Source organism: Alteromonas sp. AWJ4_197 (assembly GCF_056160285.1).
In genome coordinates, this window is the sequence record NZ_JBSWWW010000003.1 from 523,421 (window position 1) to 550,047 (window position 26,627).

The window sequence follows — 26,627 nt, forward strand, 5'->3', positions numbered from 1 at the left end:
TTTTTATCCTTTTCCCGGCTTCGCCATATCAGCCACAGACGCTTCCATGCCGTCATACTTTTTCACGATTTCTTTTTTGATGGTGAATGCAAAGAAAGCCGCGAGCGCCATAGCAGGACCCACTACAAGCCCAAGAGAAACACCGACCATATCGTCAGTTTTAAACACATGCTGGGTCAGCATGGCCACCAGTACCGGACCAATGGATGCGCCAATCAGGCTGGCAAAAAGATGGTTCACTGATGTCGCTACCCCGCGCATATTAGAAGGAACAATATCCTGCAGAATAACCAGAGACATTACCCCCGCCATGGCAAGCAGCACCGATGGAATAGCAATGAGAAACACAGTGGTATAAAGCGCAGGGTTAAACGCAATCAATCCGTAACTGATGCAAATACAATACGTGAAGATAATCACGTTGCACCGGTTCACCGGGCTTTTGCCGGTTTTCTTTGCCGCAAATCCGCCGGCAAGCGAGCCCGCCGCACCGGCTGCAAAAGACATGATGCCCATGATCAGACCCACTTGCTGTGGCCCGATATCGAACCGGCGAAGCATAAGCGGCACATTCCAGGCGAATCCGGAATACTGCACAACAGCAACCACCATTGTCAGTAAGTAAAGAGAACCCACCGATTTCCAGTTGGCCCTGAAGAAATCATAAAAAACACGAAGACCACTGAAAGGGTTCTTTGACGCTGCTTCAGACACTATTTCCCTTGGTGGTTCCTTACCGGTAAGCAGCAGTAAAATAGCCAGGGTACCGAAGCTGCCATACAAGATAAACAGAAAGCGCCAGCCCTCAAAGGAACCAATTACAGGTAAATGTGTGAGACTGCCGGCGGTAACCGACTCCAGCACCTGCCCGCCAACAATGAGTGAAAAGCTGCCTCCGAACAATTGCCCGACAATCAACCCGCCTATGAGCATGCCGCGATAGGCTTTCGGGGCCAAATCACCAATCAAAGATATGGCCACAGGCCAGAGTGCTGCTTCGCCCGCTCCCACCAGCATTCTGAACACAAATAGAGACTCGAAACTGTTTGCCAGGCCACAGGCCAGTGTGCCAACACTCCAGGTTAACACTGCAAAGGCCAGTAGTTTGTTCCTTGCAAGGCGATCTGCCATTAATCCCAGAGGGATGCCGCAAACAGCGAAAAGCAAAGAAAAAGAAAAGCCCTGTAATACGCCGATTTGGGTTTCTGTGAGGCCTAAGTCAGCCCGTAACGGATCAACCACCATTGATAACACCATTCTGTCCATGGTACAGAGTGCAGCGGTAATGATCAGGGCGGCGATAGTTAACCGTCCACCGGTTGAATAGAACGTTTTATATTGGATGCGATCGGGTTTTACAGCTGAACCGTCAGCTCCCGGACTTTCTGCTTGCGCATTTGCCATGTTGTTCCCCTTTATTATTCTGTTCTTGCCTATATTTGAGGAGGGCCGGCAACAACATTTATACAAGCCCTCCTGTGATTTCTCAGAACTTGTAGCCTACCTCGACACCGAATTCTGCAGGACGTGGCGCAGCAATACTCAGGCACAACTGGTTATTGCCGTACAAAGCAGTGTTGTTTTCATTGAACACGCAAGGCGCAGAACCGCCCGCCAGTCCTGTTCCGATAGCACGGTCCTGGTTGAAAATATTCCGGCCATAAAGTGAGATATCGAGAATATCGTCCGCCAGAGTGATGCGGCTGTTGAAGGTCCATGCACTTTCAACCGTGACAAGGTTTGATAAATCCGCGTAAAACTCACCGCGATAATTACCGTCAACACGGACTGACAAACTCATGTTGTTGTAAACATCCGGTACAAAGTATTCACCTGCCAGTCTGCCGTTCCAGCGCGGCACGTTAGTCTGAGTTTTACCGTTCAGAGAAACCGGGTCGCCGCTCTCTCCTTCAAAGCCCCATGCAGATGTAGCAGACATAACGAAGGGATCGCTGTCTACAAATTCATGGTGCGCATAGCCCACTGAGGCAGATAAAGACAAGTTGTCTGTGACAGCAATCTTGCTCTCTGCTTCAAAACCGTAAACTTCAGAGTTACCCACGTTATCAACGTAAGTCAGCGGCACTATCTGATCGCCCACTTCCAGGTTATTAGAACTGGTAAGTTGCTGATCAGACACATCCTGATAGAAGGCCGCCAGATTCAGCATCATTTTGCCGTCCAGAAACTGGTTTTTAGAACCAAGCTCGAAGTTATCCAGCTCTTCCGGTTTTGCCGCAATGGCCTGCGGTACGCCATCAATCACAACTCGGCTCAACCTCGCACTTTTTATGCCTGATGAATACAAACCGTAAATCATGTTGTCTTCTGACAGCTTGTAAGTCAGTGTCAGCCGCGGAGAAAAGTTAGTGGAACTGTTGCTGCCCTCTTCAGGCATCGGCGTGGTGCATTGCGGGCAGGCGTTGTAGATGACTTTTTCTGTGGCAATCCTGCCTTCAGCACTGAACATCAGTTGCTCAGTGATATCGTAATCGAGACCACCAAACGCAGCATAGTTCTGCATTTCATCCACCCGCGCAGTACCAGAAGGGTTCACGTCACTCGCCAGAGACGTAAACTGGGTTTCGTCTTCTTCCCAAAAGTAATAAAGACCGGCGCGCCAGCGTAAATCCTGTGCATCGGGTGAAAGTAACAGTAACTGATGGCTGGTATTCTTAAATATTTCCCGTGACGGGTAAGTAAAACCTGCATAGAACGTCAGGCTGACTTCGTCGGTGCCCACCACATCGCCGAATACCGGATCCTGCCCCGGCAGATACGCACGGGTTGAGAATGCGGCATCCCTGTCGTCTTCGCTTTTGTAATAACCCCCGCTGTAAACCAGACGGTAATCAGCAATATCTTTGGTGACAATCAGAGAAGAAAAATAACGGTCTCTGGCCGTTCCCGCCGCGCCGAAGCTGGCGATTGTGCCGGTATCAGGGTCTGGCACCACTGACGGATAAAAGGAACCGCTTGCCCGGGGCAGAGTGATAAGGTCAGCACCATTTTCAACCCAGTCTCTGGGGTGCTGAATAACCGCCAGCTGACCGGTATCTTCGTCATGGGAATACATGGTTCTGAACTTCACAGATAATGTATCTGACGGTGCATAATATAACTGCGCGGTGACAATTTCCGATCGCTCACGACCAATAGATGTACCGTCGTCGGTAGCCTCTGCCACACCACCGTTCTGGAATTTGGTCGCCCCCACATTCAGCCACAGCTTGTCTTCAATTAAAGGGGTTTCAATTGAGCCTGCCACAGAATAACTGTTGTCAGCACCGCCGGAAACAGTTCCGGCAGACGCACGGAACTCACCTTCGGTTTCATTAGCATCAGGCGTTGCGGTAACAAAATTTATGGCGCCGCTGTATGTTGCGCGGCCAAAGCTGGCTGCTTGCGGCCCCTTTATGACTTCGATACGGTCAATGCCGATAAAGCCGAAAGATGCCAGCTGACCACTTAACGGAATGCCGTCAAGAAAGAACGATACGCCCTGATAACGCTCATCAGAGGTGTTTGGCGTCAGACCCCGCATACCCACTGCGGTGGGATCATTCCGGTTGCCGCCGGCCAGATAGAGGTTCGGGGTAATGTCCTGCAGATCGCGGACTTCGTTAATCTGGTTATTGCGTAATTCTTCTTCTGAGAATGCATTGATCGCCAGCGGCACTTCCTGTAGCGGCTCGGCACGGTTTTTAGCGGTAACGACGATACGTTCCACGCCTGAAGACTGAGAAGCAGCCTCTTCCGACCAGACCTGACCGCTAACGGCTAATGTGGCCAGACTGAGGATCCCTTTTGTGATGCTATTGAGTTTCGCGTTTGCCTTGTTTTCCATGATTTAACCTTGTTGTTGTAGTTTTATAATCCACCGGTTAAAACACATCTTTGTGTGCTGGTAATGGAGCGGACCGGCGGTGGTCAAGATACTGCTTTGACTGTGTGGTTAAGAGCTGTCTGAACCACCATAGGCAAACCTCATTTGTTATCTTATTAGGTATGGCAGTGTCAGAAATTGATAAATGTCGGGTCTCAAACCGAATTAGTTTTCGTTTGCAGCAACGGATTGCATTGTTTCTGCAATGGTTTGTTTGAGAAGCGGAATCACCTTTTCACCAATGAAGCCGGCATCGTTATCCTGATCAGGACCACGCAGCAGAAAGCGGTCTACACCCAGGCGGCGATACTCCATCAGGCTGTCGACAACCTGCTCAGGGGTACCCACCAGCACGCTGTTATTTCCGCGCCCCATGTACGCCTTGTTCAGACCGGTCCAGAGACACCGGTCAAGACGGTCACCACTTTTTGCCTGGTCCAGCATTCTGCGGAATGCCCCGGAAGCTGCTTCATCACCGGCTTTCTCATGATCGCCGACAATACCGATGTCGCCATTTTCACGCTGCGCCACCACTTTTTCATACAATGAAGCAGCCCGTTCCCAGGCAGCATCTTCGCTGTCACTGGCAATCACCACGATGGTCATCAGGACACTGATTTCACGTTTATATCTGGCAGCCGCTGCTCTGGCTTTTCCGGTGAGCATGGCTGCACGGTCAAAGGTGTCACCACCGAAGGCATACACGTCAGCACATTTACCACATAAATCGAGGGCCAGATCGGATGTGCCGGCCCAGTAAACCGGTACTGCGCCATTGCCGGGACGGACGCGGGCAAACGCACCACGAAATGTGTAATATTCGCCGTCAAAGTCAAAAGGCTTTTCTGAAGACCACATTTTGCGCATCACTTCCACGTATTCAGCGGCAATCAGATAGCGTTCATCTTTGGTGTTGAATAAGCCGTCAGCCTGCACTTCCCTGTCATCAGCGCCGGCGATGATGTGTACAGCACAACGTCCTTTGCTCAGACGGTCGATGGTGGCGATATGTCTGGCTGCCACGGTTGGCGGCACGACGCCCGGGCGGTGTGCCATTAAGAAATTCAGCGAGGTTGTTGAAGAAGCCAGGTAAGCACTGATTGCAAAGCTCTCCGGCATGGTGGCCGCGTTTGCGATCAAAACTCTGTCGTAGCCTGCTGCTTCCTGAAGATGTGCTGACGAGCGGATATAATCTGCATCGAAGTCGATGCCTGAGGGGGCCTTACCTACCGCAGCAGGAAAATGATTTACAAGGCCGATGACTTCCAGTTCATCATGATTGTGTACGCTCATGGCGTCTCCCGTAGATGTGTTGTTTTATTGACCAAAATCATCTTATGGGCTTTTAAATAGCTTTTCTAAATCAATTTATTAATCTGTTATAGACATACCGTATAGCCGGATACCCCGAAAATTTACTGATAAATTTCACTGACTTCCGGTAACAGGCGGAGCATTACACCAAACAACAGGCAATAAAAAACCACGCGGTCAAGGCGTGGTTTCTTGCGTGATTAACAACAGCGGAAGCTCAGGTGTAGTACGGGTCTTTCATCGGTCCTACAGAGCGCGAGCGAACAGGTTGCAGCGGAACAGGATCTTGCGTTCCCGGGAAGTCAGGGCCCCAGTTCACAGGGTCGCCATGCATTTCCATCTTCGCATTATCAGTATACCAGTCAACCAGACGGCCATCGCAACGCAGCAACCAGGTAGTGCCGTTCGGACCTGCCGCAAAGTCGCCGTGACGCACCAGCGCAGGACGGAAGAAATAGACACCCGGCCACTGCTCACCGAAGTTAAACTCAAATGTGCCTTCCAGCGTGTAGGCTTCTTCAAAGCATGGGTGATGCGCAAGAGGATGCTCTACCCAACCCGGTTTTGCTTTGATAAGACGGGTATAAAACTGTGTTTTCTTATCGATAAACAGCAGTTTAATGAACAGACCCGGTACCGGAGTGCCACCTGCTTCGAAATCCATAGGGCTGCCAATTTCAACAGGTACCCATTCCATCAGGTTACTGTGCTTAATAACCAGTTCCTGATCTTCACGGACAAAATCTTTCTGCTCAGTAGTCGCTTCAAATTCCCATGTACCGTATTCACGGAAATACAGAATTTCTGTGCCAGGTTTAACGTGAAGTTCAGGACAAACTACGCCCGGAGGGGTACACCAGTAACCACCTTCAATAAGCACTTCGTCACCAATTTTCACTTCACCGCTTAACACGTACCACTCGGTCTGGGCTACGTGAACACCAGCCGGACGTGACCAGTCTGTATCAAACAGAATTTTGGCAGATACTGAACCGTCTTCTTCATCGTAAGACAGGTTACGCTGACGTGCAGTACCGGTTGCACCAACCAGCTCGGCCGGGTGCCAGATGAGATCTTTCTCATCAATCATCTCTACGTGTGGACGCATAGCTCTCCTCCAAATCTTATTGTATTAGCTTTATGCCTTTTTAAAATTTAACAGCTCCCTGAATCAGGAAAAAATCTATTATTTTTATATTTTGCATAATCTTTCATTTAACTATCAGGCGACACAGTTGCGCCGGATGTTGTGCGCTATAGCGTTTTCAGAAATGCGATTAACGCTGCGCGCTGCTCAGGGTTTTGTAACCCTGCAAAGGCCATTTGTGTACCCGGCACAACAGATACCGGGCTTTGCAGCCACGCATCCAGCTTGTCGTCTGTCCATTTGAAATCTGCGCCGCTCAATGCAGCAGAATAGGCATATGTTTTATCATGCCCCACCTGACTGCCGGCAATGCCGGCCAGATTAGGACCAATTCGCATACCCGCATTTTCTGTGTAGGCATGACATGCCTGACAAAGCATAAACAGTTGCTTACCCTTCTTTACCTGCGCTTCATCAGCGAATGCCACATTGGCTTGCAGCAAGCCGGACAACAGCAAAAAAAAAGTGCTAATCAATACCTTCTTCATTGCAACCTCTCTTTATACGCGGGACAGAATTTCAAACGCTACGCGTTCACCGGATTCAAGGGCTGACTCCATACCAAAATCCACACGACGGGTATGTTCGCCGGCGAAGTGCATGCGGTGATGCGGCTCAATCATTTCCTTCGCAAAGCGGTTCACCTGCCCTGGAGTGTACATGTGACGGCAACCCTGAATAAGCGGGTCGTTCTTCCAGCCATAAATATCGAGGAACTTGAGTTTTCCTTTGGTAGAAGGGCGCATGCGGTTTATTTCTGATTCGATAAGAGCCAGCGCATCCGCTTTCGACATCTGATCCATCCGCGATGCTGCGTTGTCGGTAAACACCACCATGAAGCGTGATTTATCTTCGTCAGGGCGTTTTTCCAGTGCCCAGAACATCTGCACGGTTTCGTCACTGAAGAAAGAAGGTTCAATGCCATCTTCTTCCCAGTAAGGCTCTTCAATGATGCCGAATGCACGGCAGGTGTCGACGTAATTCAGTGTATAAATCCCCTCTTCCTGGCGGCCTGCCACTTCAGGGTAAATATTGACGTACTGGAGTGTTGAGAACGGAATAGCAGAAACCACGTAGTCACACTGAAAACGGCTGCCGTCCATACAACTTACTTCCGCGCCTTTTTCATTCATGTCGACCTGACGCACAATTTTATTCATGCGTACATTGTCGCCCAGTGCTTTTGCCATCGCTTCAGGCAAACGTGATGCGCCGCCTTCAATGTTGTTAATTTGAGCCAGACCGTCGTGCTCGCCTTTCTTGTTCTCAAAACCATAAGGCCGGTCGATAACTTCAAGTTTCTGGCCGCCAAAGGATGCATCAAACAATGTGCGGTTTTTCTCCTGAAGCATGCCCAGCGCGGATGCGTTCTGCATGTCTGTGGTTGCAGAAGCCAGCTTAATGGCTTCTTCCGATACGCCGCGTTGTCTGAGTAATTCACCAATTGAAATGTCGTAGCCGGCATTTTTCGGATCAAGCCAGTCGTTCAGATTTTCCAGCGGATTGGCTTCAATCAGCAATTTAGAGCCTAAAAGGGGCGGAATGATCTTGCGCTCTTTACCCACGGTTTTATTCAGTGGCGAGTTTTCCCACTCTGTTGATTTGATCCACGTTTTTTCAATGTAATTCGACATCGGCATCAGATGGCGATGTTCAGGCACCAGCTTGAGGTTAAAACGCGAACACAACGCAATTAGCCTGGCATAAGAGCGGCCAATCTGGCTGGCACCATACTCTGGTCGTGTTTCCACATCATCAGCGGTATATACCCGGCCACCCACTCTGTCCGAACCTTCAAGGACAATGGCATCAATACCGGCATCCTTAAGCAGGAGTGCGGTATTCAGACCCGACAACCCGCCGCCGATAACGACGACTTGTGTTTTCTCAGCCTCTTTTGCCTGTATTTTTCCTGCGACTGAAAGGGCTGACGCTGCCAGCGCACCTTTCATCAAATCCCGTCTGTTTATTTTCATTTGTTTTGTTGCCTCAAAAGTTAAAAGAAAAATGGATCAGCCATTATTGTTTTTGTTTGCTGTCATCAGAATGTTGGGTAACGCGCTGTCATCCCAGGTTTTTGACGGACGACCAATACGCACGATAACCATGGATTGTGAAGGACTGACGTAAACTCTCTGTCCTCCTGAACCGTCAAAAAAAATAGTGTCGTCTGCGGCAAATGGCGCTGCGGCCGGTATTACCGCAGGTATGTCTTTGCCATAAATACGGGCAGGATTGTGCGGACTACCACGCCACACCTGCCAGCCATAATTAGGAAATATAGTGCCCGGCGCCATCATTTGCGTGGTCCACTTTGCAGAAACCAGTTGCTTGCCATTGATGCGGCCACCCTGCGCCAGAATGATGCCGGTGCGTAACCAGTCTTCAGCGGTTGCCTGTAAACAACATGCCATACGTGCGCTGCCATCAGGTTTGTCCAACCAGACTTTTGCTGTGGACGCACCTGCCGGTTGCCATATTTTCTCAGACAGATACTGTGCATAGCGCTTACCAGTGACAGCCTCAATAATCCACCCCAGATACTGAGTGTTAGCATTGGCGTATTGAAATTCCTCATACGGCGCTGACGGCACCGGCCAACGGGCGAAGGCAGTATGCAAGTCGTTGCCGAAATAAGCATAGGTGTATGGATTATCCACCGGATTATCAAACAAAGGCGTTTTGATGCCGCTGGTCATTTCAAGCATGGAGCGTATTGGTGCGCGTCCAACTTTTGTGCCCTGCAATTCAGGGAGATACTTTTCTGCCGGATCATCAAGTGAGTCCAGCAGGCCGTCATCCAGTAAGGTACCAAATAACAAAGCCACCACAGATTTGTGCATAGACGCCGTATCAAACAGCGTATTTCGCGAAAAACCGCTGCCGTAATACTCCAGCGTAACAACACCATGCTGCCAGACAAGCAATGCATAACTGTCGTGTTGTTTGGCTAGCGCGATAGCTTCGTGGTGCTGCGCGTTGTCTTTTAATGCACGAGGAAGCGGCCAGCTATTATTTCCGACAACAATTTCCAAAGGCGAAAACCATTTTGTATCATAAACATAGCTGTTCACAGGAAAGGATTTTTGACGAGACTTTACCAGTTCTCGCTGGGCATCGCCGGGCCACTCTTCTGCCGCAACAACCCCATACCAGACCGACGTGATCATCAGAATGACAAATAAGAATGTAACCCCAATTTTTAATGTCATTGTCGCCCCGGCGATGTGTGGTGTTTGCCCATAATTTCATTCTATTGGCCGGTTTTTTATCCCGATATGACAAATGTCAGATTGAGAAGAAGTTGGTAAACGGCGCAATTTAGTATAATGTTATCTCTTTATGATATTTAAGAATCCAACCGGCTGCATCTGCATCGGCGATTACGATTGATAGGAGTGACATTATGATTCTGGTCTTTGGCGCAACTGGCCGTACCGGCAAGGCCGTGGTACAGGCATTGCTGGAAAAGCAGGCCACGGTAAAAGTAATGGTTCGACAGGCTGATAAAGCCCGGGACCTCTTTGGAGAGCAGGTAGAAATCGTCGAAGGTGAGATCGTGGATCAGGCTGCACTAGCCAAAGCCTTTAAAGGGGTTTCAAAAGTCTATTTACTCTTAGGTAACAGCGAAACACAATTGTCATTGGAAAAGCGAATCACCGACATGGCTGTCGAGTGCGGCGTCAAGTTGCTGGTGAAACAATCTTCGATGGAATCACTGGAAGCATCTGACAAGCCAATTCCTGCACTGCATGTTGAGTCTGAAAAATACATCAAGTCATCAGGTTTGAACTGGGTGATGATAAGACCAACTTTCTTTGCTCAGATGCTGTTGACCTGTGCCAGAGGCGTCACCACGGCAGATACACTATCGTTTCCTCTTCGTAATGGCGTTGTGGCTGTCACTGATGCCAGAGATGTGGCTGAAGTCGCCGCCAAGGTACTGACTGAAAGCGGTCACGAAAATAAAAGTTATGATCTTACAGGGCCGGAGCTGCTGTCGTTTAATACTATCGCGGCCTTATTGTCCTGCACAACGGAAAGGCAGATAACATACAAAGATATGCCACTTGAGACTTACAGAGCAATATTAAGTAACGTTATTGATGATGAATGGCGGGTTAACGCAGTATGTGAAGAACTGGATGCACTGGCACATAACTGTGTCACTCATATTACCGGTACAATTGAACAGTTGCTCGGCCGGCCACCCCGCTCTGCCGCAGACTTTCTAACGGACTACAAAGCCGCATTTATGCCACAGTAACCCTGTTATCGGGTGGGCAGTTTCGGCTGATTATTGGCTTCCCAATAGCGGGTTGCCTCCCGGTACATGCCCAGTCCTTCATTCAGAATGTATTGCTTGCAGAGCTCTGCCACCTGCGATAACACCTTTCCGGTCCGGTGCACGACGTGCCAGTGATCCACCAATGGGAATCCCTGAACAGGCAGCCTTACCAGCTGCTTACTTTGCCCCTCGTCAAGGCTTAACGCGGGCACAATCGCCAGCCCCATTCGGGCCAATACAGCGTGTTTGATACCTTCGTTGCTGGCGATTGTCATACGACGGTTTATAGTCAGCCCACGCTCATTTAGCTGTGTATCAATAATTTGTCGGATGCCCGCTTCTTCTTCACGCAAAATAAATTGCTCTGCTGCAATGTCATCCCAGATCAAGCTAGGACGGGACGCCAGGGGATGGGAAGATGGCGCAATAACAACCAGATGATTGACCCCGAGTTGAACACTGTCAATGTTCTCCAGTGCCGGCGGCTGTCCAAAAATATAGAGATCATCAAGATTGCGATTAAGGCGGTCGAGAATGCGCCCCCGATTACCGATTTCAATGGCAACAGTGATGTTCGGATACCGGCGACAAAACGGGCCCAGCAAATGCGGGATAAAGTACTCCGCTGAAGTAACCACGCCGATGCTCAATTCTCCGCTTTTGATATTCTCAAGTTCGTTTAAAGCCACTTCCAGTCTGTCTGTACAGGCAAAAATCTCTTTGGCGTACTCAAGTACCATCTTTCCAGCAAAGGTAAATTTCAGGCGTTTTCCCACAGTTTCGTACATAGGTATGCCGATGCCTTCAGACAGTTTTTTCATCTGCATAGAAATATTCGGTTGCGTTAAATGCAGGTTTTTCGCTGCCGCAGCGATACCTCCAAAACGTTCCACCGCAATTAGAATTTCAAGTTGCCGGAACGTACCTATTCGTGAATGGAGTCGCTTATTAGGAAATGCCGCCATGCTCGGATTCTCTGTTAAATTTAATTCATGCCAATAGGCAAATGATATTTTTATAACCTCATACCAGAATGTAAATGAAGCCAGTCTGATAGAAGCAGGCCATACCTGCAGCTATCCGGGGCCTGACGGTATGAAGACCTCTTTATACAAAGGGATTCCTGTTAAGGGCTCCCGCTTAAGCAGCGGCTTTAATTGCTTTAAAAAGCCTGCGCTGCCACATACATACACAGCATCAACGACAGAATCGCCAGCCTCTTTTAACAGCGACTTTTCGAGTCCTTGCAAAGCTACTTCGCTACAATCCGAAATACATTCCACGTTAGTTTTAGCTAATACACCAAGTTCCCCTGCGATACTGCGACCGTCGGCTTTATCGACACCAAACCAGAACAGCGGTAAATGATTAGTACGGACTGACGCTATAAGCGCAATAAGCGGGCCCCCCCCTTCTTTTTCTGCAATGAATAGCGGCCTGTTATAGCGGGCGATGTTTTCGCCGAATGTACCGGATGGACCTTCAAGGGTTAGCAGATCACCTTGCGCGGCGTATTCAAACCAGTAGCGGCTCATGAGTCCGGTTTCATGCTTACGGATCAGAATACGGATATGCCCGTTTCGCGGAGACGCATCACACATAGAGTAATTCCGCCGTATGCCGTCACTATTTGTAACAGCAACATGTTGTCCTGCCAGATAATGAAAACGGGCCGACATGGGCAGCTGTAAAGTGACGAGAATAAGCTCAGAAGAAAGCCGTTTGATTACAGACACCATAGCAGGAATATTCACGACCGGCGGGATGTTCTTATGGACAAGCTCTCCGGCCTCTATCAGTAAATCAGACGTAGCCGTGCGGGCGCAGGCAAGTATACAACCACTTGCCAGCTCGCTGGGTGTAAGATTCTCATCCCTGAATTTGTGTGTAGTGCCCTCAGCCACTGTCACAATGCATTGCCTGCACTTCGCTGAGTGACAACTGTGAGGAACCGGAAACTGCGAGGCGATGCTGGCATCCAGCAGGGTTTGTCCGGCCTGCTGACTAAACGTCACACCGCGGGTTGTGGAGATAACCAGTGGCTTTTTTGCCATTGCTTAATCTGCTTAGCTTGCCGTATACAGCCATGCTCTGCGCTGTTTATCTTTTGACTCATAGGCGGCGATGTCTGAAACGTGCTGCAAGGTAACACCAATGCTGTCCAGGCCTTTAAGTAACATTTCTTTGTGACCGGGTTCAATGTCAAAATGATAAAGTCTTCCCGCACTGCTGATCACAGCCTGCTTCTCAAGATACACCGAAACCTTCGAATCCTGAGGGTGAGTACTCACTTCATCAGCCAGTGCCTGAACACATTCCTGTTTCAGTACAACCGGAAGAATGCCATTGCGGATACAATTCTGATAAAAGATAGCGCCGAACCCGGGGGCAATAATTGCCCTGATGCCATATTCAGCAAGCGCCCACACGGCATGCTCTCTGGACGAGCCGCAACCGAAGTTATTACCGGCCAGTATTACTGATGTATTACCGTACTCCGGCTTATTCAATACAAAGTCCGGATTCGGCTCTCGGGAGTCCGGCATCTGATATCGCCAGGCCGCAAACAAGCCTTCACCTAAACCCTTTTTAGATACCCTGCGCATTTCGCGGCTGGGAATAATGGCATCGGTATCAATATTGATTTGAAGTAGCGGAGCGGCAACGCCCGTGTGGGTAACAAATGGTTCCATTAGCTAAAATCTCTTAACTGGCGCGGATCGCAAATAGCACCTGTAATGGCGCTGGCAGCAACCGTTGCAGGACTGGCAAGATGGGTACGGGTTTTCGGACCCTGACGGGATTCAAAGTTCCGGTTACTGGTTGAGATCACCCGTTCTCCGGCGCCAAAGTGCTCTCCGCCGGCAAAGAAACACATGGAGCAGCCACTTTCACGCCACTGAAACCCGGCCTCGGTAAAGATTTTGTCCAGCCCTTCCGATTCAGCCGCCGCTTTCACTTTTTGCGAACCCGGAACGCAAATCGCCTTCACGCCCTGCGCGACTTTTCTTCCTTTCAGGATACTTGCCGCACTGCGTAAATCTTCTATGCGCGCATTCGTGCAGGAGCCGATAAAGGCATTATCAATTTTCAGGCCCTTAACGGCCATTCCGCTGGATAAGCCCTGATAGTCCAGTGCCCGCGCAGCGGCGGTTTTAGCATCGTCACTGCTAAAGCAGTCCATTTCGGGTATCAATTCAGAGATACCGCAGGCATGCTGGGGACTGGTACCCCAGGTCACCGTAGGCTCAATCTCCGGTGCCTGAATAGTGATTTCTTTGTCGAATACCGCATTGTCATCAGTCACCAGCGTTTGCCAGTAAGCCAGCGCCGCATCCCACATTTCTCCTTCCGGGGCGTAAGGTCTGCCTTTCAGATAAGTAAATGTTTTATCGTCGGCTGCCACCAGCCCGGTAAAGGCGGCAAACTCTACCGCCATGTTACACAAGGTTAAACGACCTTCTACAGACAGCGCTTCAACGGCACTGCCGGCAAATTCGATGGCATAACCGGCGCCGCCATTGGCACCATACTGACCAATCAGATGCAGGATCATGTCTTTGGCAGTCACGCCTTCCCCGGTTGCCCCGTCAAAGTTCACCCGCATCAGTTTGGGTTTGCTGATACGCAAAGTCTGGGTGGCCATGGCATGCTCAGCTTCCGAAGACCCAATCCCCCACGCTGCTGCCCCCATCGCACCTTGCGTACAGGTATGGCTGTCCGGACATACCAGCGTCATGCCCGGCTGAACAATACCCATTTCGGGGCTGATCACGTGAGCAATCCCTTGCCGGTCATCGCCGATATCAAACAAGGTAATGCCCGCATCTGCGGCTTCTTTTCTGGTGGCCTGTATAAAATCCTTACCCGATGGCATCAGCGTGTCATCACCACGGCCGGGGAAAGTATCGACAATGTGATCCATGGTGCAGAACACTTGCTGAGGATGGCGCACCGGTCTGCCGGTTTCGGCCAGACTTTGCAATGCAATGGAGCCGGTTCTTTCATGCAGAAACACCCGGTCGATATAAATCAGAAATGTACCATCCGGGAGAGAGGCGACCAGATGATCGTCCCAGATTTTTTCGAAAAGCGTTTTCGCCATATTTTTCCCGCGTTAAATTTACCGGTTGTGCCCAATTACGGTTGTTGAGACTGCCATGCCTGTTGGATCTCTGATGCCGTTGCGAACCATACGCCCTGCTTATCTGCAATGTATTGCAGCGCATTCTCAAGACAACCAATACGGTGTGGTTGTCCGGTCATCCACGGATGCAGATTAATAGCCAGTAAACGGCCGCCCTGCTCTTCAGCTTCATTCAGCAGTAAGTCGCAGGCATCTTTTAACTGTGTTTCGTAACTGTCTTCGCTGTGCAGATTGCTGCCCATAATGAAAAAGTCATCCAGTTCGCTGGACAAAGGCATGGCCGTTATCCCGCCGGCATTGGTGCGAAATGCATAAGGCATATCATCGTTCACCCAGTCGCACATGTAGCTGATACCATTTTTCGCCAGCAAAGACGGTGTACTTGCAGACTGCAAACGGCCGGGGCTTAGCCAGCCGGTAACCGGCTGTTCAAAGCGGTTGCGCAGTACGCTGAGTGTTTCTGATATCAATGCATTTTCGGCGCTCTCTGATAGCCCGCCATGATGCAAATCATCCATTTTCCAGCCATGAGCAATCACTTCATCACCACGCCCGGCAATGAAATCCATCAGGTATGGTGCACGCTCAACCATGGCACCATTAATTGCCACCGTCGGTTTAACACCTGCCGAATCCAACGCTTTGAATAAACGGAAAATGCCGACACGGTTTCCGTAATCCCGCAAACTGTAGTGACGCAGATCCGGATAAGGCATTTTCATACCGCCGGGTACCGGCACCGGGTTTTTCTGTTCATTAAGCGGGAAGAACTGCACGTTAACATTCACCCATACCGCCAGTTTTTTACCGTCCGGCCAGAAGATACGGGGACGGTTCTCCAGCATCGACCAGTCATAAAAATCGTGGTCCATGCCGTGGCGACGCAGAGGGTAATTGAGGTGTTCAGCATCAAGACTCATCGCAAGCCTCCCCGCTTCGCAGCGATATCGTTTGAAACGGTGTCATAGTGGTTGTTCAAAAAGTGCGACGCAATTTCGCGCCCGGTCGTCACCCATACATCGCTGTGCCCGGTGATGTATTCCAGTGCTTCTTCAAACGCTTTCAGGCGGTGGGGACAACTGACCTGATAATTGTGAGTGGGTATACACATGATGGTGCCGCTTTCCGCGCCTTCCTGATACAAACGGTCAAAATTGGCTTTCAGCATCTTGCCGTACTGGCGGGGCTCCACTTTGTTCACCACATAAGCGATGGTGTCGTTCATCTCCAATGAATAAGGAATGGACGCAAAACGTTTACCTGAGCGGGTTTTAATGGGCGTTGGCTGATCGTCATGGAACAGATCGCAGGTGTAGAAACCGGCGTCGTCACCAAACAGCGCCGAACCGGCCTCTGCAAATAAATCAATCGTCTGCTCACTGTGGGAAAGCGCCGGTGCCAGATACCCTGCACACTTTTGCTGAGTGTGCCGGAAAATGGTTTCGATAGAGTCCGTGATCATCTCACGCTCCTGCTCTTCACTCATGCCATAGGTATAGCGGGTGTTGTAGATACCGTGACTGAAAAACTCCCACTCACGCTCTGCACATAATTCAATAATTTCCGGATGGTGTTCACACAGCGCAGTCGACAGAGAAATTGAGCCGCGGATCCCGTATTTGTCCAGCAGCTTCATTTGCCGCATGTGACCTACCCGGTTGCCATAGTCACGGATCCCATACCCGCCGATAGACGGATACGGACCGGGCCAGGCTTTGCGATACGGGTTCGCGGGCGGATCTAATTCATAGAACTCGATATTCGGCGCAACCCAGAACGCCACTTTAGCGCCGTCGGGCCATGTAATTTTCGGCCGGTCATGATAAGGCCAGTAGTCGTAATATCCGGGATCGTTCTTCATCAGCTTAGCCTTCCGCCTGATTATCCAGCCAGTCAAAGACTTCCTGAACCGCCAGCACATCGGCGTACTTCAGTGACAAATCGGTAAGGTTGGCAAAATGGAAACTCTCGTGCTTATCTGCCACACACTCTTCCGGCACGATGGTACGGTATCCGCGTGAAAGACTGTCTACCGCACCGGCACGGATACAACCTGACGTAGAACCGCCGGTAAGGATTACGGTATCGACCTGATGCCACACACATAGACTCTGCAACTGTGTTTCAAAAAACGGAGATGGCATTTTCTTGCAGTAAAACACATCTTTTTCAGGGTCGGTGATCAAACGGTCGTCCAACTCCGAGCGCTCACTGCCGAACTTGATATTTTGTAAGCTGTCCGGCGTATCTGTGCGGGTGCCCCAGATACCGGCATCTTCACCGGATTCCATGTAAGCAACGTTAGTCCAGACAACCGGCCAGCCCAGTTTGCGGAACTTTTGCGCCAGAGTATTCACATATTCCAGCTGGTTAGGATCGGTTTCGTAAGCAGTTTTGAATAAGTCTGTGCGTGTATACGCTTTCTGCAAATCAATGTTCACCAGAATGGCTTTCTTGCCGAATCCGAAACGTCTACGTGCAGGATTAGCCCTGACTTCTTCGTAGATTTCCCGGGCTGTTTTATTGGAAAGCTCCATATTATCTCCTCAGACAGAATGAACACCGAATAAAATATAGATATAACTATATTACAAATGTTACGAATTGAAAAACAGAGAATTTGGTTACTTAAACTGGCATAGCAACCGGAAGCAGCGTCGCGGGATAATTTGCAGTAAATACAGATAACCAAAACACTAATGCTATAGCGTTCCGGTTAATGAAGAATTGATAATAGTTAAAGAACAGCTATTCTTCCGAAGTTTTTTTACTCACTCGATATTCACAAGGCTGGTGAGGCTTTCAGGATCCATGATGCGGATAGATGTTGGTGAAGGCGTGGTGATCAACCCGTCTTTTTTAAGCCGGCTCAGCGTTCTGCTGACCGTCTCGACCGTCAGGCCAAGATAGTCGCCGATATCAGCCCGCGTCATAGGCAGCTCAATGTGCTCAGGCGTAGCACCCGGAATACGCTTCAGGAAATGGGAAATCGCATAGCCCACCCGTTCGTAAGCATTGAGCTGACCGAGCAAATACACCTGATCAAACGTCAGTTGCAGAATCATTGAACGCAGGCTTTTCAGGTTTTGCTTTAGCGTGGGAATTTCTTCTGAAAGCTCATACAGCTTCTTACGCTTAAATTCGTAAGCAGTACTGGGAGTAAGACACTTGATCCCATATTCGTAATGTTCTGAATTCGATAATCCGATGAAATCACCGGCAAACACGAAAGCGAGGACTTGGCGGCGGCCATCATTGGAAATCCGCTCAACCATGGCGCAACCTGAAGCCATATTGAATACGCGGTCTGAAGGGGAATGCTGCAAACAGAGGTATTGTTGCCTGTCCATTAATCTGAGCCTGGCATTTTGCGACAGTACCAGCATCTCATCTGCCGACAACGATTTGAATAACGGGCAGTCATTCTGACGCACGGGCGATTCAGTTGGATGACATAATTGCAACATAATACATGGCTCCCCATCTTCCGCACAGTTCAGGAAAGATAATTGGCAAACGACTATTCACGATACAATGCAAGTAGCAATAAACGTGCTCTTTTACAAAATATTAACAATATATTTTTGCGAAAAGTCAAATTATCAGATAACGCTCTGATTTAAATAGATGAATGGCAGATCGTAATATCATTAATATTTATGAGTGAAGCGCGGCCGGAGACAAGAAAGGCCGGTTTGCCCTTCAACAGTGCAACCGGCCGCGCCAGAGTAGTTCACCTGCAGATGTGCCGGATTACATCTCGTAAGACAGAGACAAACGCCACATCATGGGGTCAGCCATGAACCGGGGCTGAACGACATCGAATCCAAAGCCTGTGTACCAGTATTTTTCATCGGTGAGGTTTTTGCCGGCCAGCGTTAATTTCCAGCGATCCACTGCATAAGATGCATAAGCATCGACTAGTGTCAGCGCAGGAATATGGCCGATTTCAGCATTGTCAGAGGTTGAGAAGAAATCTGCTTTACGGTTTACGTTCGCGCCAATTGCAAACGTGCCCGGACCAATATCAGCCGTGTAATCCAGACCCGTGGCATACTGGAATTTAAAGACGTTCGTCATCTGATTGCCAAGCAGAGCACCGGTAGATTCTCCGCCCGTAGCGGCAGTATCAGTGTATTCGCTGTCCTGATAAACGCCATTTGCCCACAGGCTCAGGTTTGAAGTCAGCCGGACCCGCATATCAGCTTCAATACCTGTATGTTCAGCATCGTAGTTTTCGGTAATGAAAGCGCCGTCTGCCGTTACTGACTGTTGCTGAAGGTTGGTATAATCATTGAAGAAAGCAGATACGTTAAGACGAAGTCTGTTGTCCATCAAGTCTGACTTCACGCCGACTTCGTATGCACTTACTTCCTGCATCTGAAACGCTGTTCCAAGAGCCTCAGCGGTTGATGCCAGACTGTTGTAGCCACCGGCTTTAAACCCTACTGTGTAACTGGCAAACAGGAAAAGATCTTTATTCACCTGATATTCCACGCCCAGCTTTGGCGTAAACTTGCTGAAGTCATCATCGGAGACAACCGCCTCACCGGAAAGTGACGCGTCGAGGGATTTGTTTTCCTTTGTATAACGACCGCCAACAATAACACTTACATCATCACTGACGTTGAGATTCACCTGACCAAATGCAGCGTAGCTGTCGGTACTGACATCAAAATCGGTATACGACTCTGCCAGATAAATCACAGACTCGACATGCTGTGTCCCGCTTTCGTTGAAATAGTACAATCCGCTCACGAAGCTGATAAAGCCATCCATAGCGTCACCCTGGAATTGTATTTCCTGAGAAAACGCATCCTGATCACTGGTCGATTCCCGACCAAACAGTTCGATGTAGCCTTCACCGAACCAGGGGTATTCAACACCACCGGAAAAGCCGACGCCCCAGTCATCCTTCAGGTTGTTCCAGGAAGTAACGGAACTGACAGTCAGGTGACTGCTAAGCTCTTTTTCTAAATGTAAACTCGTACCAACTTGCTTATCTCTGGTGAATGAAGCATTTGGCGACAACACGGTATCAATACTGCCCGACGAGTATTCCCACTCATCGTATGGCTTGTCCATGCTTTCCATATCCACGGCGGAGGCATACATGCCATCTGCGTCGAAATCGGTATAAAACCCCTTCAAACGTGCAGAAAAATCGTCGCCGACATAATATAAGTCGCCCTGAAAACCTTTGAATTCTTCAGCGCCCACATCCTTCTGAAGTGTTTCTGCGTATTGCCGGCCGCCATCACGGTCACGGTACATGCCGCTGAATCCGCCACGTAACGTACCACTGTCGTTCAGCGAGCCACTCACCATCAGTTTGTCGTATTTTTCATTCCAGCGGCCAATTCCGGCTTCATTTTTAAAGCGGAATAATTCGTCCGGCGCTCTTGAAATAAACTTTAGTGCACCCGCCGAACTGTTCCGGCCGTAAAGCGTTCCCTGCGGCCCGCGAAGCACTTCCACCCTTTCCAGGTCCAGCATTTCAATAAACGAAGCGGCAGAGCGGGGTTGATACACATCGTCAATATAAATACCGACTTCCGCTTCCGCTGTAATATTCGCACCATCGGTAACACCACCACCGCGAATATAGGGAGCAATACCTGCACTGCCGCCTGTTACTCCGCGAATGTTTACGTTTGGCGCTACCTGAGTAAGGTCTTTCGCGTTATCTATCTGCATGCGCTCAACATCGCTGGCGGTAAGTGCCGTCATTGAAACCGGCGTACTCTGAATACTTTGCGCTTTGCGTTGCGCAGTAACAGTAATATTTTCGATTGCCAGATCGTCAGCTTCTGCGGTTTCCTGCGCCAGCGCAGAGTACGTCAGTGGCATTAAAGCAAACAACGTTGCCAGCGGACGAAGCTTAAATTGAGGATGTTTCATGTTGTTCAGTTCCTTCACTCGTGGCGTTTGCCTTTTCACTCTTATAATTAAAATGATTCGAATGTTCCGGCCGGCTTGCAGCCACTACATTTCTTATTCAGGTTCAGATAACCGTGGTGCAATCACCTTATAACCACTCAGAAAGGTGCACTATGACAAATGTCAATCGCTCCCGGATGGTTATGAGGTAGTGTCAAAGCATGCAAAAGAATGGTTTTTCTGAAAGGTATTATTATGAGTATTAAGACTTCATTCGCATTAATCACCGGTGCCGCCTGATATATTGCTCTGTGAGTTCAGGGCATATCCTTGTCCGGCCTTACCCGCATAAAACTGGCAAACCTGGGCAGACCTTTTTGTGTTCTGCCGTAAAGTTTGTAAGTGATCCAACTGCCCACCGGTGGCGGACTGGCGCGGTCTGCATCGCTCAGGCCACTGCCTACTTTGAAAATCAGGCCATCCCGGCTTTGCACGATGAGCGAGCCGGTCAGTCCTGCATATTTTCCTTTCCCTGCCACATAGCCAATCACTTTTGCTTCATCATCTTCATGACGTTTCAGTTTCAGCAGCAGCTCACTGCGACCATCCTTATACAGGGCCTGCCTGTGATGCAGCATAAGCCCTTCACCGCCCGCATTAACGACCTCATCCAGCCTTTGCTCCAAAGTTGCAGCAGTAGCCATTTGCTCCTGTGGCACAGCTTTAAGCGCAGTCCTGTTTGTGCTGGCCACCAGCTTATTGATTAGTTTTACCCGCTCAGCAAAGGGCTTTGCAGAACCCGGCAAGTCGAACACCATCATGCTGACTTCCTGCCACCGTTCATCCGGCGTATCACGCAATACCACCGATGCAATACGCTGAAAATCATTACGCTTCGTCCATAACTCCCCGTCCAGCGCCTGTGCCGGCCAGTTTGCAGTAAACCACTCAGGCGCATGTATTTTATTGCCGTTTCGCGTTTTCAGTTCTGTACCCGTCCACCGGGCCCGGACGCCATCCAGTTTTTCACTTACCAGGTAATTTTGAATATCTATCGAATCTGAGTACTGTGAAGCGAGTTGCAAAGGCATGTTGTCTTCATCAACAGGCTTATTTGCCAGCGCAGCAGCAGAGAAGACAGTGACAATCATGAGCAAAAAAGCACGGGCGGGATGTGTCATTCAGGTAGTCCGGTAAGGTAAAAGACTCAGACTACAGCGCGGCCCCGATAAGAAAACCGGGCTTACGGGCAGATTAGGGGCGGTTTCAGAGTGCCTTAAATAAAAAGGGGCGAAGTGGAAGGCGCATTTGATGAAATGCGCCGCGGCATTCAGCTTACCTGATAATGCGCTTTAACGGTGTCGATGAAAGCCTGCCAGGTTTCGTTAGGTTGCCAGATGGCATCCAGGTCTGCCTTCGCCTCAGCTTCAGGCTCGCCCAGTTGGGTGACACGGTACAAATAGGTAAACACAGCACCACGCCAGTTCAGTTTACAATGGGTCAAGGTTGTTCCTTCCCGGCTCTGTGCCTGCTGCATATAACCCACGTACTCCTGAAAATTTTCCAGCGTCGGGTTATCCCACACCACCTGCACATTCTCGTACGCCAGGCCAGTATCCAGAACAATTTCCCGTTCCTCACTTCTGTCACCGGGGATCAGGTCAATCACGGTGGTAACGCCCTGCGCTTTGAACACATCAAAATGAGGCTTTGACGGCAGGCCGGAACTCACCATATTTTCAGTATTTACCTGAAAATTCTTCAGCGGCGGCAGCTTTTCAAAGTTACCGCTGTCAGCAGCCTGAGCAAGTGTAGTAAACATCAGAGTAGTCAGTAGTAACAGGTGTTTGAATGCGTTCATCGTTCCCTCGTTGGCGAATGGTTCGGGCGGCTTCAGTAAGCTCACTATAGGGGTTAACGCCGCGCCGTACTACCATTCTTTTAGTTGCTGGAAATCTTTAATTCTGTCCCGCTGCATCACCATGGCTTCGAATACGTCTGAAAAACTACGGTTTGCGGCACTTAAATTAGGAAGAGACAGGTTAGCCTGAATAAAAAACTCATCAGCCTGATCCTGCCAAGCCTGCTCCCACCATCCGGTAATGACATGCCGGCTATTCATCATCCGCAAACTCGTCGGTAACTTATCGGATTTTTCAGCATTTATCTTTGATTGTGCCGGTAAAAGATTCCAAAGATCGTTGTTGGGCCAACGTGCAAATGGCATGGCGTGGTCAACAGCGTAGCTGTTTATCCTGATAGCCTTGCTGGACCAGCAGCATTTCACTTCTTCCTGCGTCAGCAAGCTGTCCACGCGGCCCCTGACTCTGGCTGTTGTTCTGACAGGGTCTTCCCAGCTCAATGCGCGGAGTAAATCCCCTTTAGAGACCATGCGGTTTTGTCTGCTCAAGTAGCTTTCCATCAGCGCTACCCATTCATTCACCAGCGACGGTTCTATCCAAACGCTGAACCGTGAAAGGGAATCCCAGATGCGTTCAGGCACATAGAATTTACCCACAGATGCAAAATAAGCCCCGTCGAGTGACAGGTTGTCCTTAACACGGGGATGGCTAAGAGTGACATGAAACACACCGTCTTTTGTGCCGGGAAGCGTGATGTATCTGACCGGCATATCTCTGATAACGGTGGCCACATCCTTTATAGTGCGATGAACAGCATGGGCACTCAGAGGGTCTGAAAAGTTCGCCCCTACATACAAATCATTGCCGGAAAACGAAGCCAGTTTTTCCCAGCCATCTTCTTTCAGGAATCCGGGCTTTTTAGCCGGGTCGCTGTTCTGCGGGAGATTAAAATGATCGAGGAGAGGCTTAAATAAACGGATCCAATACAACGCCACCAGTCCTGCCGGTAATACAACATATCCGTCGGTACGGTCGATAACGGCTCCTGGATGACCCTCCGCTATTCTGAGCAGGGTTCTGAGTAAGGCGACTTTGTATGTCGACGACTTGCTGTCGTTTACGATGATATTGCGAAGTAACGGAAAGGCACCGGAGCCGTCGTCCGGTAGCGTGAGTACCACGGTTTCCCATGTTACGTCGCTACGTCCAAGTTCATCAGGTTTTGCTTTTTTGTTCAGCAGCCTGAAGCTTAATCCAAACCGCTTTGCCAGCGCTGACAGTTCATCTGCGGAAACCGGATACATCGTGCGCCCGTCATCAACTGCGCCACCATGGCGAAGAGAGATAACAATTTTGCCATTGGCTTTTAGCAGACCACTGACTTTGCGCAGGCAGCGCTCCCGCTCAGAAGGCACAATGTGCATCCAGACCGCGCTGAGTAAGATAAGATCGAACCTGGCAGACAGATTAGACACTTTTTTGAGTTCCGGCAGACTGTCATCCAGCCAGTGAACAGGTTGATTTACGGCATAGTGTTGCGCCCGCTCGCGAATGCCGCCGGCAGGCTCAACAGCAACCACACTTAACCCTCTGGACGCCAGATAGCGTGCATCACGACCGGAACCCGCGCCAATATCCAGCGCAAAACCCTGTTGCGGTATTTCATCCAGCCAGTCCTCATGCACCTGTTCGAAAGACACACTGTTGTACTGCGCGGTCAAACGCTCAGCATGTTTCGAATAATAGGAGATGTTGTCAGACAAGCAGCGTTTCCTTCGCCAGCTATTTAAAGGATGCAATTGAATGAAACAGGTATATCAGCAAGGCGTGTTTAGCACAAGGGAGAGATACTCAGCAAACTGGCCTTGCGGGAAAATTACAGGTGCTGACTCATGTAGGCCAGAGCAGTTTCAAATGCTGACTTCTGGAAACCTTTTAAACCAGTCTCACTGAACTCTACGTACATCTGACTATCTTTTAACGCTGCTTTGATTTCAGTCGGCGGCATTATAATAACCTGCACACCGCTCAATAATTCCAGCGCAGCCTCCAATTTGAAGCCAATAGCACCACCGGCAAACTTGCCTTTCATCGGACGCTGGCGGATAACGATTATTTCGATTTTGTAGTCCTGCACCAACTGAGCAAAGGATTTTTGGAAATACTTAAGCTCATGGGCAGTCGCTGCTTTTTGCAGGCTCAATTTGCGTGTACGGCAATCAGGGAGCCGGAACATATCGTTCTCAAGATTCAACAGGGCAATGTTTGCATCATTTCCCGCCAGTTCTACACCACATACACGCATTTCAAAACTCCAACTTTAAGTACCGATCCGGATTATACCGGATATAGTGATTCGGGGGGCTGATTTTATGGTTTTGAATACTCTTTTCCGCATGGTTTAGCTGACAGAGAAGCTTCAGGGGAATTAGTGGTGATTCAAAGAACGATACGATTAGAAATTGGCGACAGAGCCTGATTCAAATGGCGCACCCGAGAGAACGGTAACAAGAACCGTTCAGAACGAGAATAACCTCTTCTACCATATTTGAATAAAAGTACCCACACAGACCATATTGTACCTATAGTTATCGAGGCTTTGAATTAAAGAATGCATAAAGATGAGCGGATGAATATAACTTGGGCTGACGTAAATTTGTAACGGTAAGTGCTACCAATGCCAAAAGCGGTAAAGCATGACATATCATTTAACTTAAAGCTAAATCAGCGTTTTTTTAATTGGAAATTAGATCGCGAGTCTACTCGTTGGGTTGTCGGCGGTGAATACGGACAATCGCTTACTGATTTTAAAAAGGCTTGGGTAGTTTTACTGGATACAGCCAAGATCACGGACCTACGTTTACATATCTTGCAGCTACATTTTGCGAGCAAGTTGGTGATGACTGTTGTAAATTTCATACTACTCGTAAGTTACTTGGTCATGGTTCGTTGGATATGACGCTCAGGTACGCGCATTTGCCATCTGAGCTCAAGTCGAATGCAGTCAACTTGTTCTAAGTTGAGTTATATTTTTGTAGTAAGGTTTATCAATATGGAAGAAACTAAACATTGCCCCTATTGCGCAGAAAAAGTACTAATCCAAGCAAAAAAATGCCGCTATTGTCATGAATGGCTACCTAGTCCAATAAAAATTAATAGCAAAAATTTGCATAGAAGCTCCAATTCTAAAATAAGGAAAGAAACATCTAATGCGGATGAAATTCACATTGAAGTAGATGAAGAATTATTACTGAGAGACTCCTATTTCTTTTATCAAGACAAAAAATACAGCTATGAAGGAATTAGCCAAATAGCACTAAAAATAAAGGAAGAGAGCATTTTTTTCATCATGGATTGCAGCGAACTCGAGCTATTCATAGCTCACAAAGACTTAGAAAGATTAATTATTATTAGAAATCTAGGTATTCCTTTTGCTAATAAAAAAGGAAAAATCATCAAGCAAGCATTTACATATTTAAACAATTATTTATCACCAATATTTTTTGACTGCTTTTTAGCAGAACTTGAAAATCATGGAAAAGTAAGAATCTTCGAAGACACTTGGTTGGATTGCAATGCAAATCTAATTCAAGGTAGTCAGATAGTCAATCTGCTGGTCTCTCGTGAAATGGGCGAATATCATAAAAAAACAATTTCGGTTGAATCAGACCAATTTTTCGAAGGTACTGGTCCATATTTTTGGAGTTTCTCAGAAAAAAAAGGATGGTGGAGAGATTCGATTTCCCCTAACATGATAATAAATTTCACAGCAAAAAAAATGATATTTGAATACATCGAAAATCAAGCGAGGCAACGTAAAATTTTATAAAAAAGCTTTATTACAGAATAGACTTGATTTAAAGCTTAACAACATTCGCTACTTAGTGAGAGACAGTAACAGTCTTGGCCGAGCTACGAAGGCTATCGAAAATTGAACATTACACAGAGGACTTAAAGAAAATCCAAAGGCTTCTGATATACTAAATTTTTTGAATTGAAGGATTGTTACTTCTATAGGAGAGAAGACGAAGCGACCCGAAAAAATTACCTAAAAACTGACAATAATACAAATGAAATTAAGTAGAGTTACTTTGATAGTGTTC

At 48.7% G+C, this 26,627-nt stretch carries 22 protein-coding genes; 2 read left to right on the forward strand and 20 right to left on the reverse strand.

Features of this window, described 5'->3' with window-relative positions; all coding sequences use genetic code 11:
* Positions 1-3: 3 nt before the first annotated feature.
* The 7 genes from ACXAGC_RS08885 to ACXAGC_RS08915 form a co-directional block, all read right to left on the reverse strand.
* On the reverse strand, positions 4-1,404 hold the full coding sequence (locus ACXAGC_RS08885) for an MFS transporter (protein WP_474844088.1): 1,401 nt from the start codon (positions 1,402-1,404) through the stop codon (positions 4-6).
* Positions 1,405-1,486: 82 nt separating this feature from the next.
* Positions 1,487-3,847 carry a TonB-dependent receptor gene (locus ACXAGC_RS08890; protein ID WP_474844089.1) on the reverse strand — a complete coding sequence of 787 codons (2,361 nt, stop codon included), beginning with the start codon at positions 3,845-3,847 and terminating at the stop codon, positions 1,487-1,489.
* A gap of 204 nt (positions 3,848-4,051) precedes the next feature.
* Entirely contained in the window at positions 4,052-5,179 is a 1,128-nt protein-coding gene (locus ACXAGC_RS08895) for an LLM class flavin-dependent oxidoreductase (RefSeq protein ID WP_474844090.1), read from the reverse strand.
* 238 nt (positions 5,180-5,417) lie between these two features.
* Positions 5,418-6,308 (reverse strand): DUF4437 domain-containing protein, encoded by an 891-nt coding sequence (locus tag ACXAGC_RS08900; RefSeq protein WP_474844091.1) that lies wholly within the window; start codon positions 6,306-6,308, stop codon positions 5,418-5,420.
* 146 nt (positions 6,309-6,454) lie between these two features.
* A complete protein-coding gene (locus ACXAGC_RS08905) occupies positions 6,455-6,835 on the reverse strand; it encodes a c-type cytochrome (protein ID WP_474844092.1) in 381 nt (126 codons plus the stop codon).
* Between the two features lie 12 nt (positions 6,836-6,847).
* The gene (locus ACXAGC_RS08910) at positions 6,848-8,323 is read right to left on the reverse strand and encodes a flavin monoamine oxidase family protein (RefSeq protein ID WP_474844093.1); all 1,476 of its coding nucleotides are present in this window, start codon (positions 8,321-8,323) and stop codon (positions 6,848-6,850) included.
* A gap of 36 nt (positions 8,324-8,359) precedes the next feature.
* Complete coding sequence (locus tag ACXAGC_RS08915; protein ID WP_474844094.1) at positions 8,360-9,559, reverse strand: serine hydrolase domain-containing protein; 1,200 nt, start codon at positions 9,557-9,559, stop codon at positions 8,360-8,362.
* A 194-nt stretch (positions 9,560-9,753) separates the two neighbouring features.
* On the opposite strand from ACXAGC_RS08915, the gene ACXAGC_RS08920 reads away from it, so the two are divergent.
* A complete protein-coding gene (locus tag ACXAGC_RS08920; RefSeq protein WP_474844095.1) occupies positions 9,754-10,614 on the forward strand; it encodes an NmrA family NAD(P)-binding protein in 861 nt (286 codons plus the stop codon).
* Positions 10,615-10,619: 5 nt separating this feature from the next.
* Here the strand turns inward: ACXAGC_RS08920 and ACXAGC_RS08925 are convergent, their stop codons facing one another.
* The 13 genes from ACXAGC_RS08925 to ACXAGC_RS08985 form a co-directional block, all read right to left on the reverse strand.
* Positions 10,620-11,600, reverse strand: coding sequence for a LysR family transcriptional regulator (locus tag ACXAGC_RS08925; protein ID WP_474844096.1), 981 nt, complete (start codon positions 11,598-11,600; stop codon positions 10,620-10,622).
* 111 nt (positions 11,601-11,711) lie between these two features.
* A complete protein-coding gene (locus ACXAGC_RS08930) occupies positions 11,712-12,689 on the reverse strand; it encodes an FAD-binding oxidoreductase (protein ID WP_474844097.1) in 978 nt (325 codons plus the stop codon).
* A 12-nt stretch (positions 12,690-12,701) separates the two neighbouring features.
* The gene (gene leuD / locus ACXAGC_RS08935; RefSeq protein ID WP_474844098.1) at positions 12,702-13,328 is read right to left on the reverse strand and encodes a 3-isopropylmalate dehydratase small subunit; all 627 of its coding nucleotides are present in this window, start codon (positions 13,326-13,328) and stop codon (positions 12,702-12,704) included.
* A complete protein-coding gene (gene leuC, locus ACXAGC_RS08940) occupies positions 13,328-14,740 on the reverse strand; it encodes a 3-isopropylmalate dehydratase large subunit (protein WP_474844099.1) in 1,413 nt (470 codons plus the stop codon). Before leuC ends, leuD begins: the two co-directional genes overlap by 1 nt.
* A gap of 35 nt (positions 14,741-14,775) precedes the next feature.
* On the reverse strand, positions 14,776-15,702 hold the full coding sequence (locus ACXAGC_RS08945) for a polysaccharide deacetylase family protein (RefSeq protein WP_474844100.1): 927 nt from the start codon (positions 15,700-15,702) through the stop codon (positions 14,776-14,778).
* Positions 15,699-16,643 (reverse strand): polysaccharide deacetylase family protein, encoded by a 945-nt coding sequence (locus ACXAGC_RS08950; RefSeq protein ID WP_474844101.1) that lies wholly within the window; start codon positions 16,641-16,643, stop codon positions 15,699-15,701. The genes ACXAGC_RS08945 and ACXAGC_RS08950 overlap by 4 nt, the downstream gene beginning before the upstream one ends.
* A 4-nt stretch (positions 16,644-16,647) precedes the next feature.
* A complete protein-coding gene (locus ACXAGC_RS08955) occupies positions 16,648-17,319 on the reverse strand; it encodes an isochorismatase family protein (RefSeq protein ID WP_474844102.1) in 672 nt (223 codons plus the stop codon).
* A gap of 234 nt (positions 17,320-17,553) precedes the next feature.
* Complete coding sequence (locus ACXAGC_RS08960; RefSeq protein WP_474844103.1) at positions 17,554-18,249, reverse strand: Crp/Fnr family transcriptional regulator; 696 nt, start codon at positions 18,247-18,249, stop codon at positions 17,554-17,556.
* Positions 18,250-18,535: 286 nt separating this feature from the next.
* The gene (locus ACXAGC_RS08965; RefSeq protein ID WP_474844104.1) at positions 18,536-20,683 is read right to left on the reverse strand and encodes a TonB-dependent receptor; all 2,148 of its coding nucleotides are present in this window, start codon (positions 20,681-20,683) and stop codon (positions 18,536-18,538) included.
* A 296-nt stretch (positions 20,684-20,979) separates the two neighbouring features.
* The gene (locus ACXAGC_RS08970) at positions 20,980-21,843 is read right to left on the reverse strand and encodes a DNA ligase (RefSeq protein ID WP_474844105.1); all 864 of its coding nucleotides are present in this window, start codon (positions 21,841-21,843) and stop codon (positions 20,980-20,982) included.
* 149 nt (positions 21,844-21,992) lie between these two features.
* The gene (locus ACXAGC_RS08975) at positions 21,993-22,568 is read right to left on the reverse strand and encodes a protein tyrosine phosphatase family protein (RefSeq protein WP_474844106.1); all 576 of its coding nucleotides are present in this window, start codon (positions 22,566-22,568) and stop codon (positions 21,993-21,995) included.
* A 24-nt stretch (positions 22,569-22,592) separates the two neighbouring features.
* Positions 22,593-24,287 (reverse strand): class I SAM-dependent methyltransferase, encoded by a 1,695-nt coding sequence (locus ACXAGC_RS08980; protein ID WP_474844107.1) that lies wholly within the window; start codon positions 24,285-24,287, stop codon positions 22,593-22,595.
* Positions 24,288-24,400: 113 nt separating this feature from the next.
* Complete coding sequence (locus ACXAGC_RS08985; RefSeq protein WP_119503238.1) at positions 24,401-24,829, reverse strand: DUF3010 family protein; 429 nt, start codon at positions 24,827-24,829, stop codon at positions 24,401-24,403.
* A 747-nt stretch (positions 24,830-25,576) separates the two neighbouring features.
* Here ACXAGC_RS08985 and ACXAGC_RS08990 point away from each other — a divergent pair.
* Positions 25,577-26,353 (forward strand): hypothetical protein, encoded by a 777-nt coding sequence (locus ACXAGC_RS08990; RefSeq protein WP_474844108.1) that lies wholly within the window; start codon positions 25,577-25,579, stop codon positions 26,351-26,353.
* The last annotated feature ends 274 nt before the right edge of the window (positions 26,354-26,627 follow it).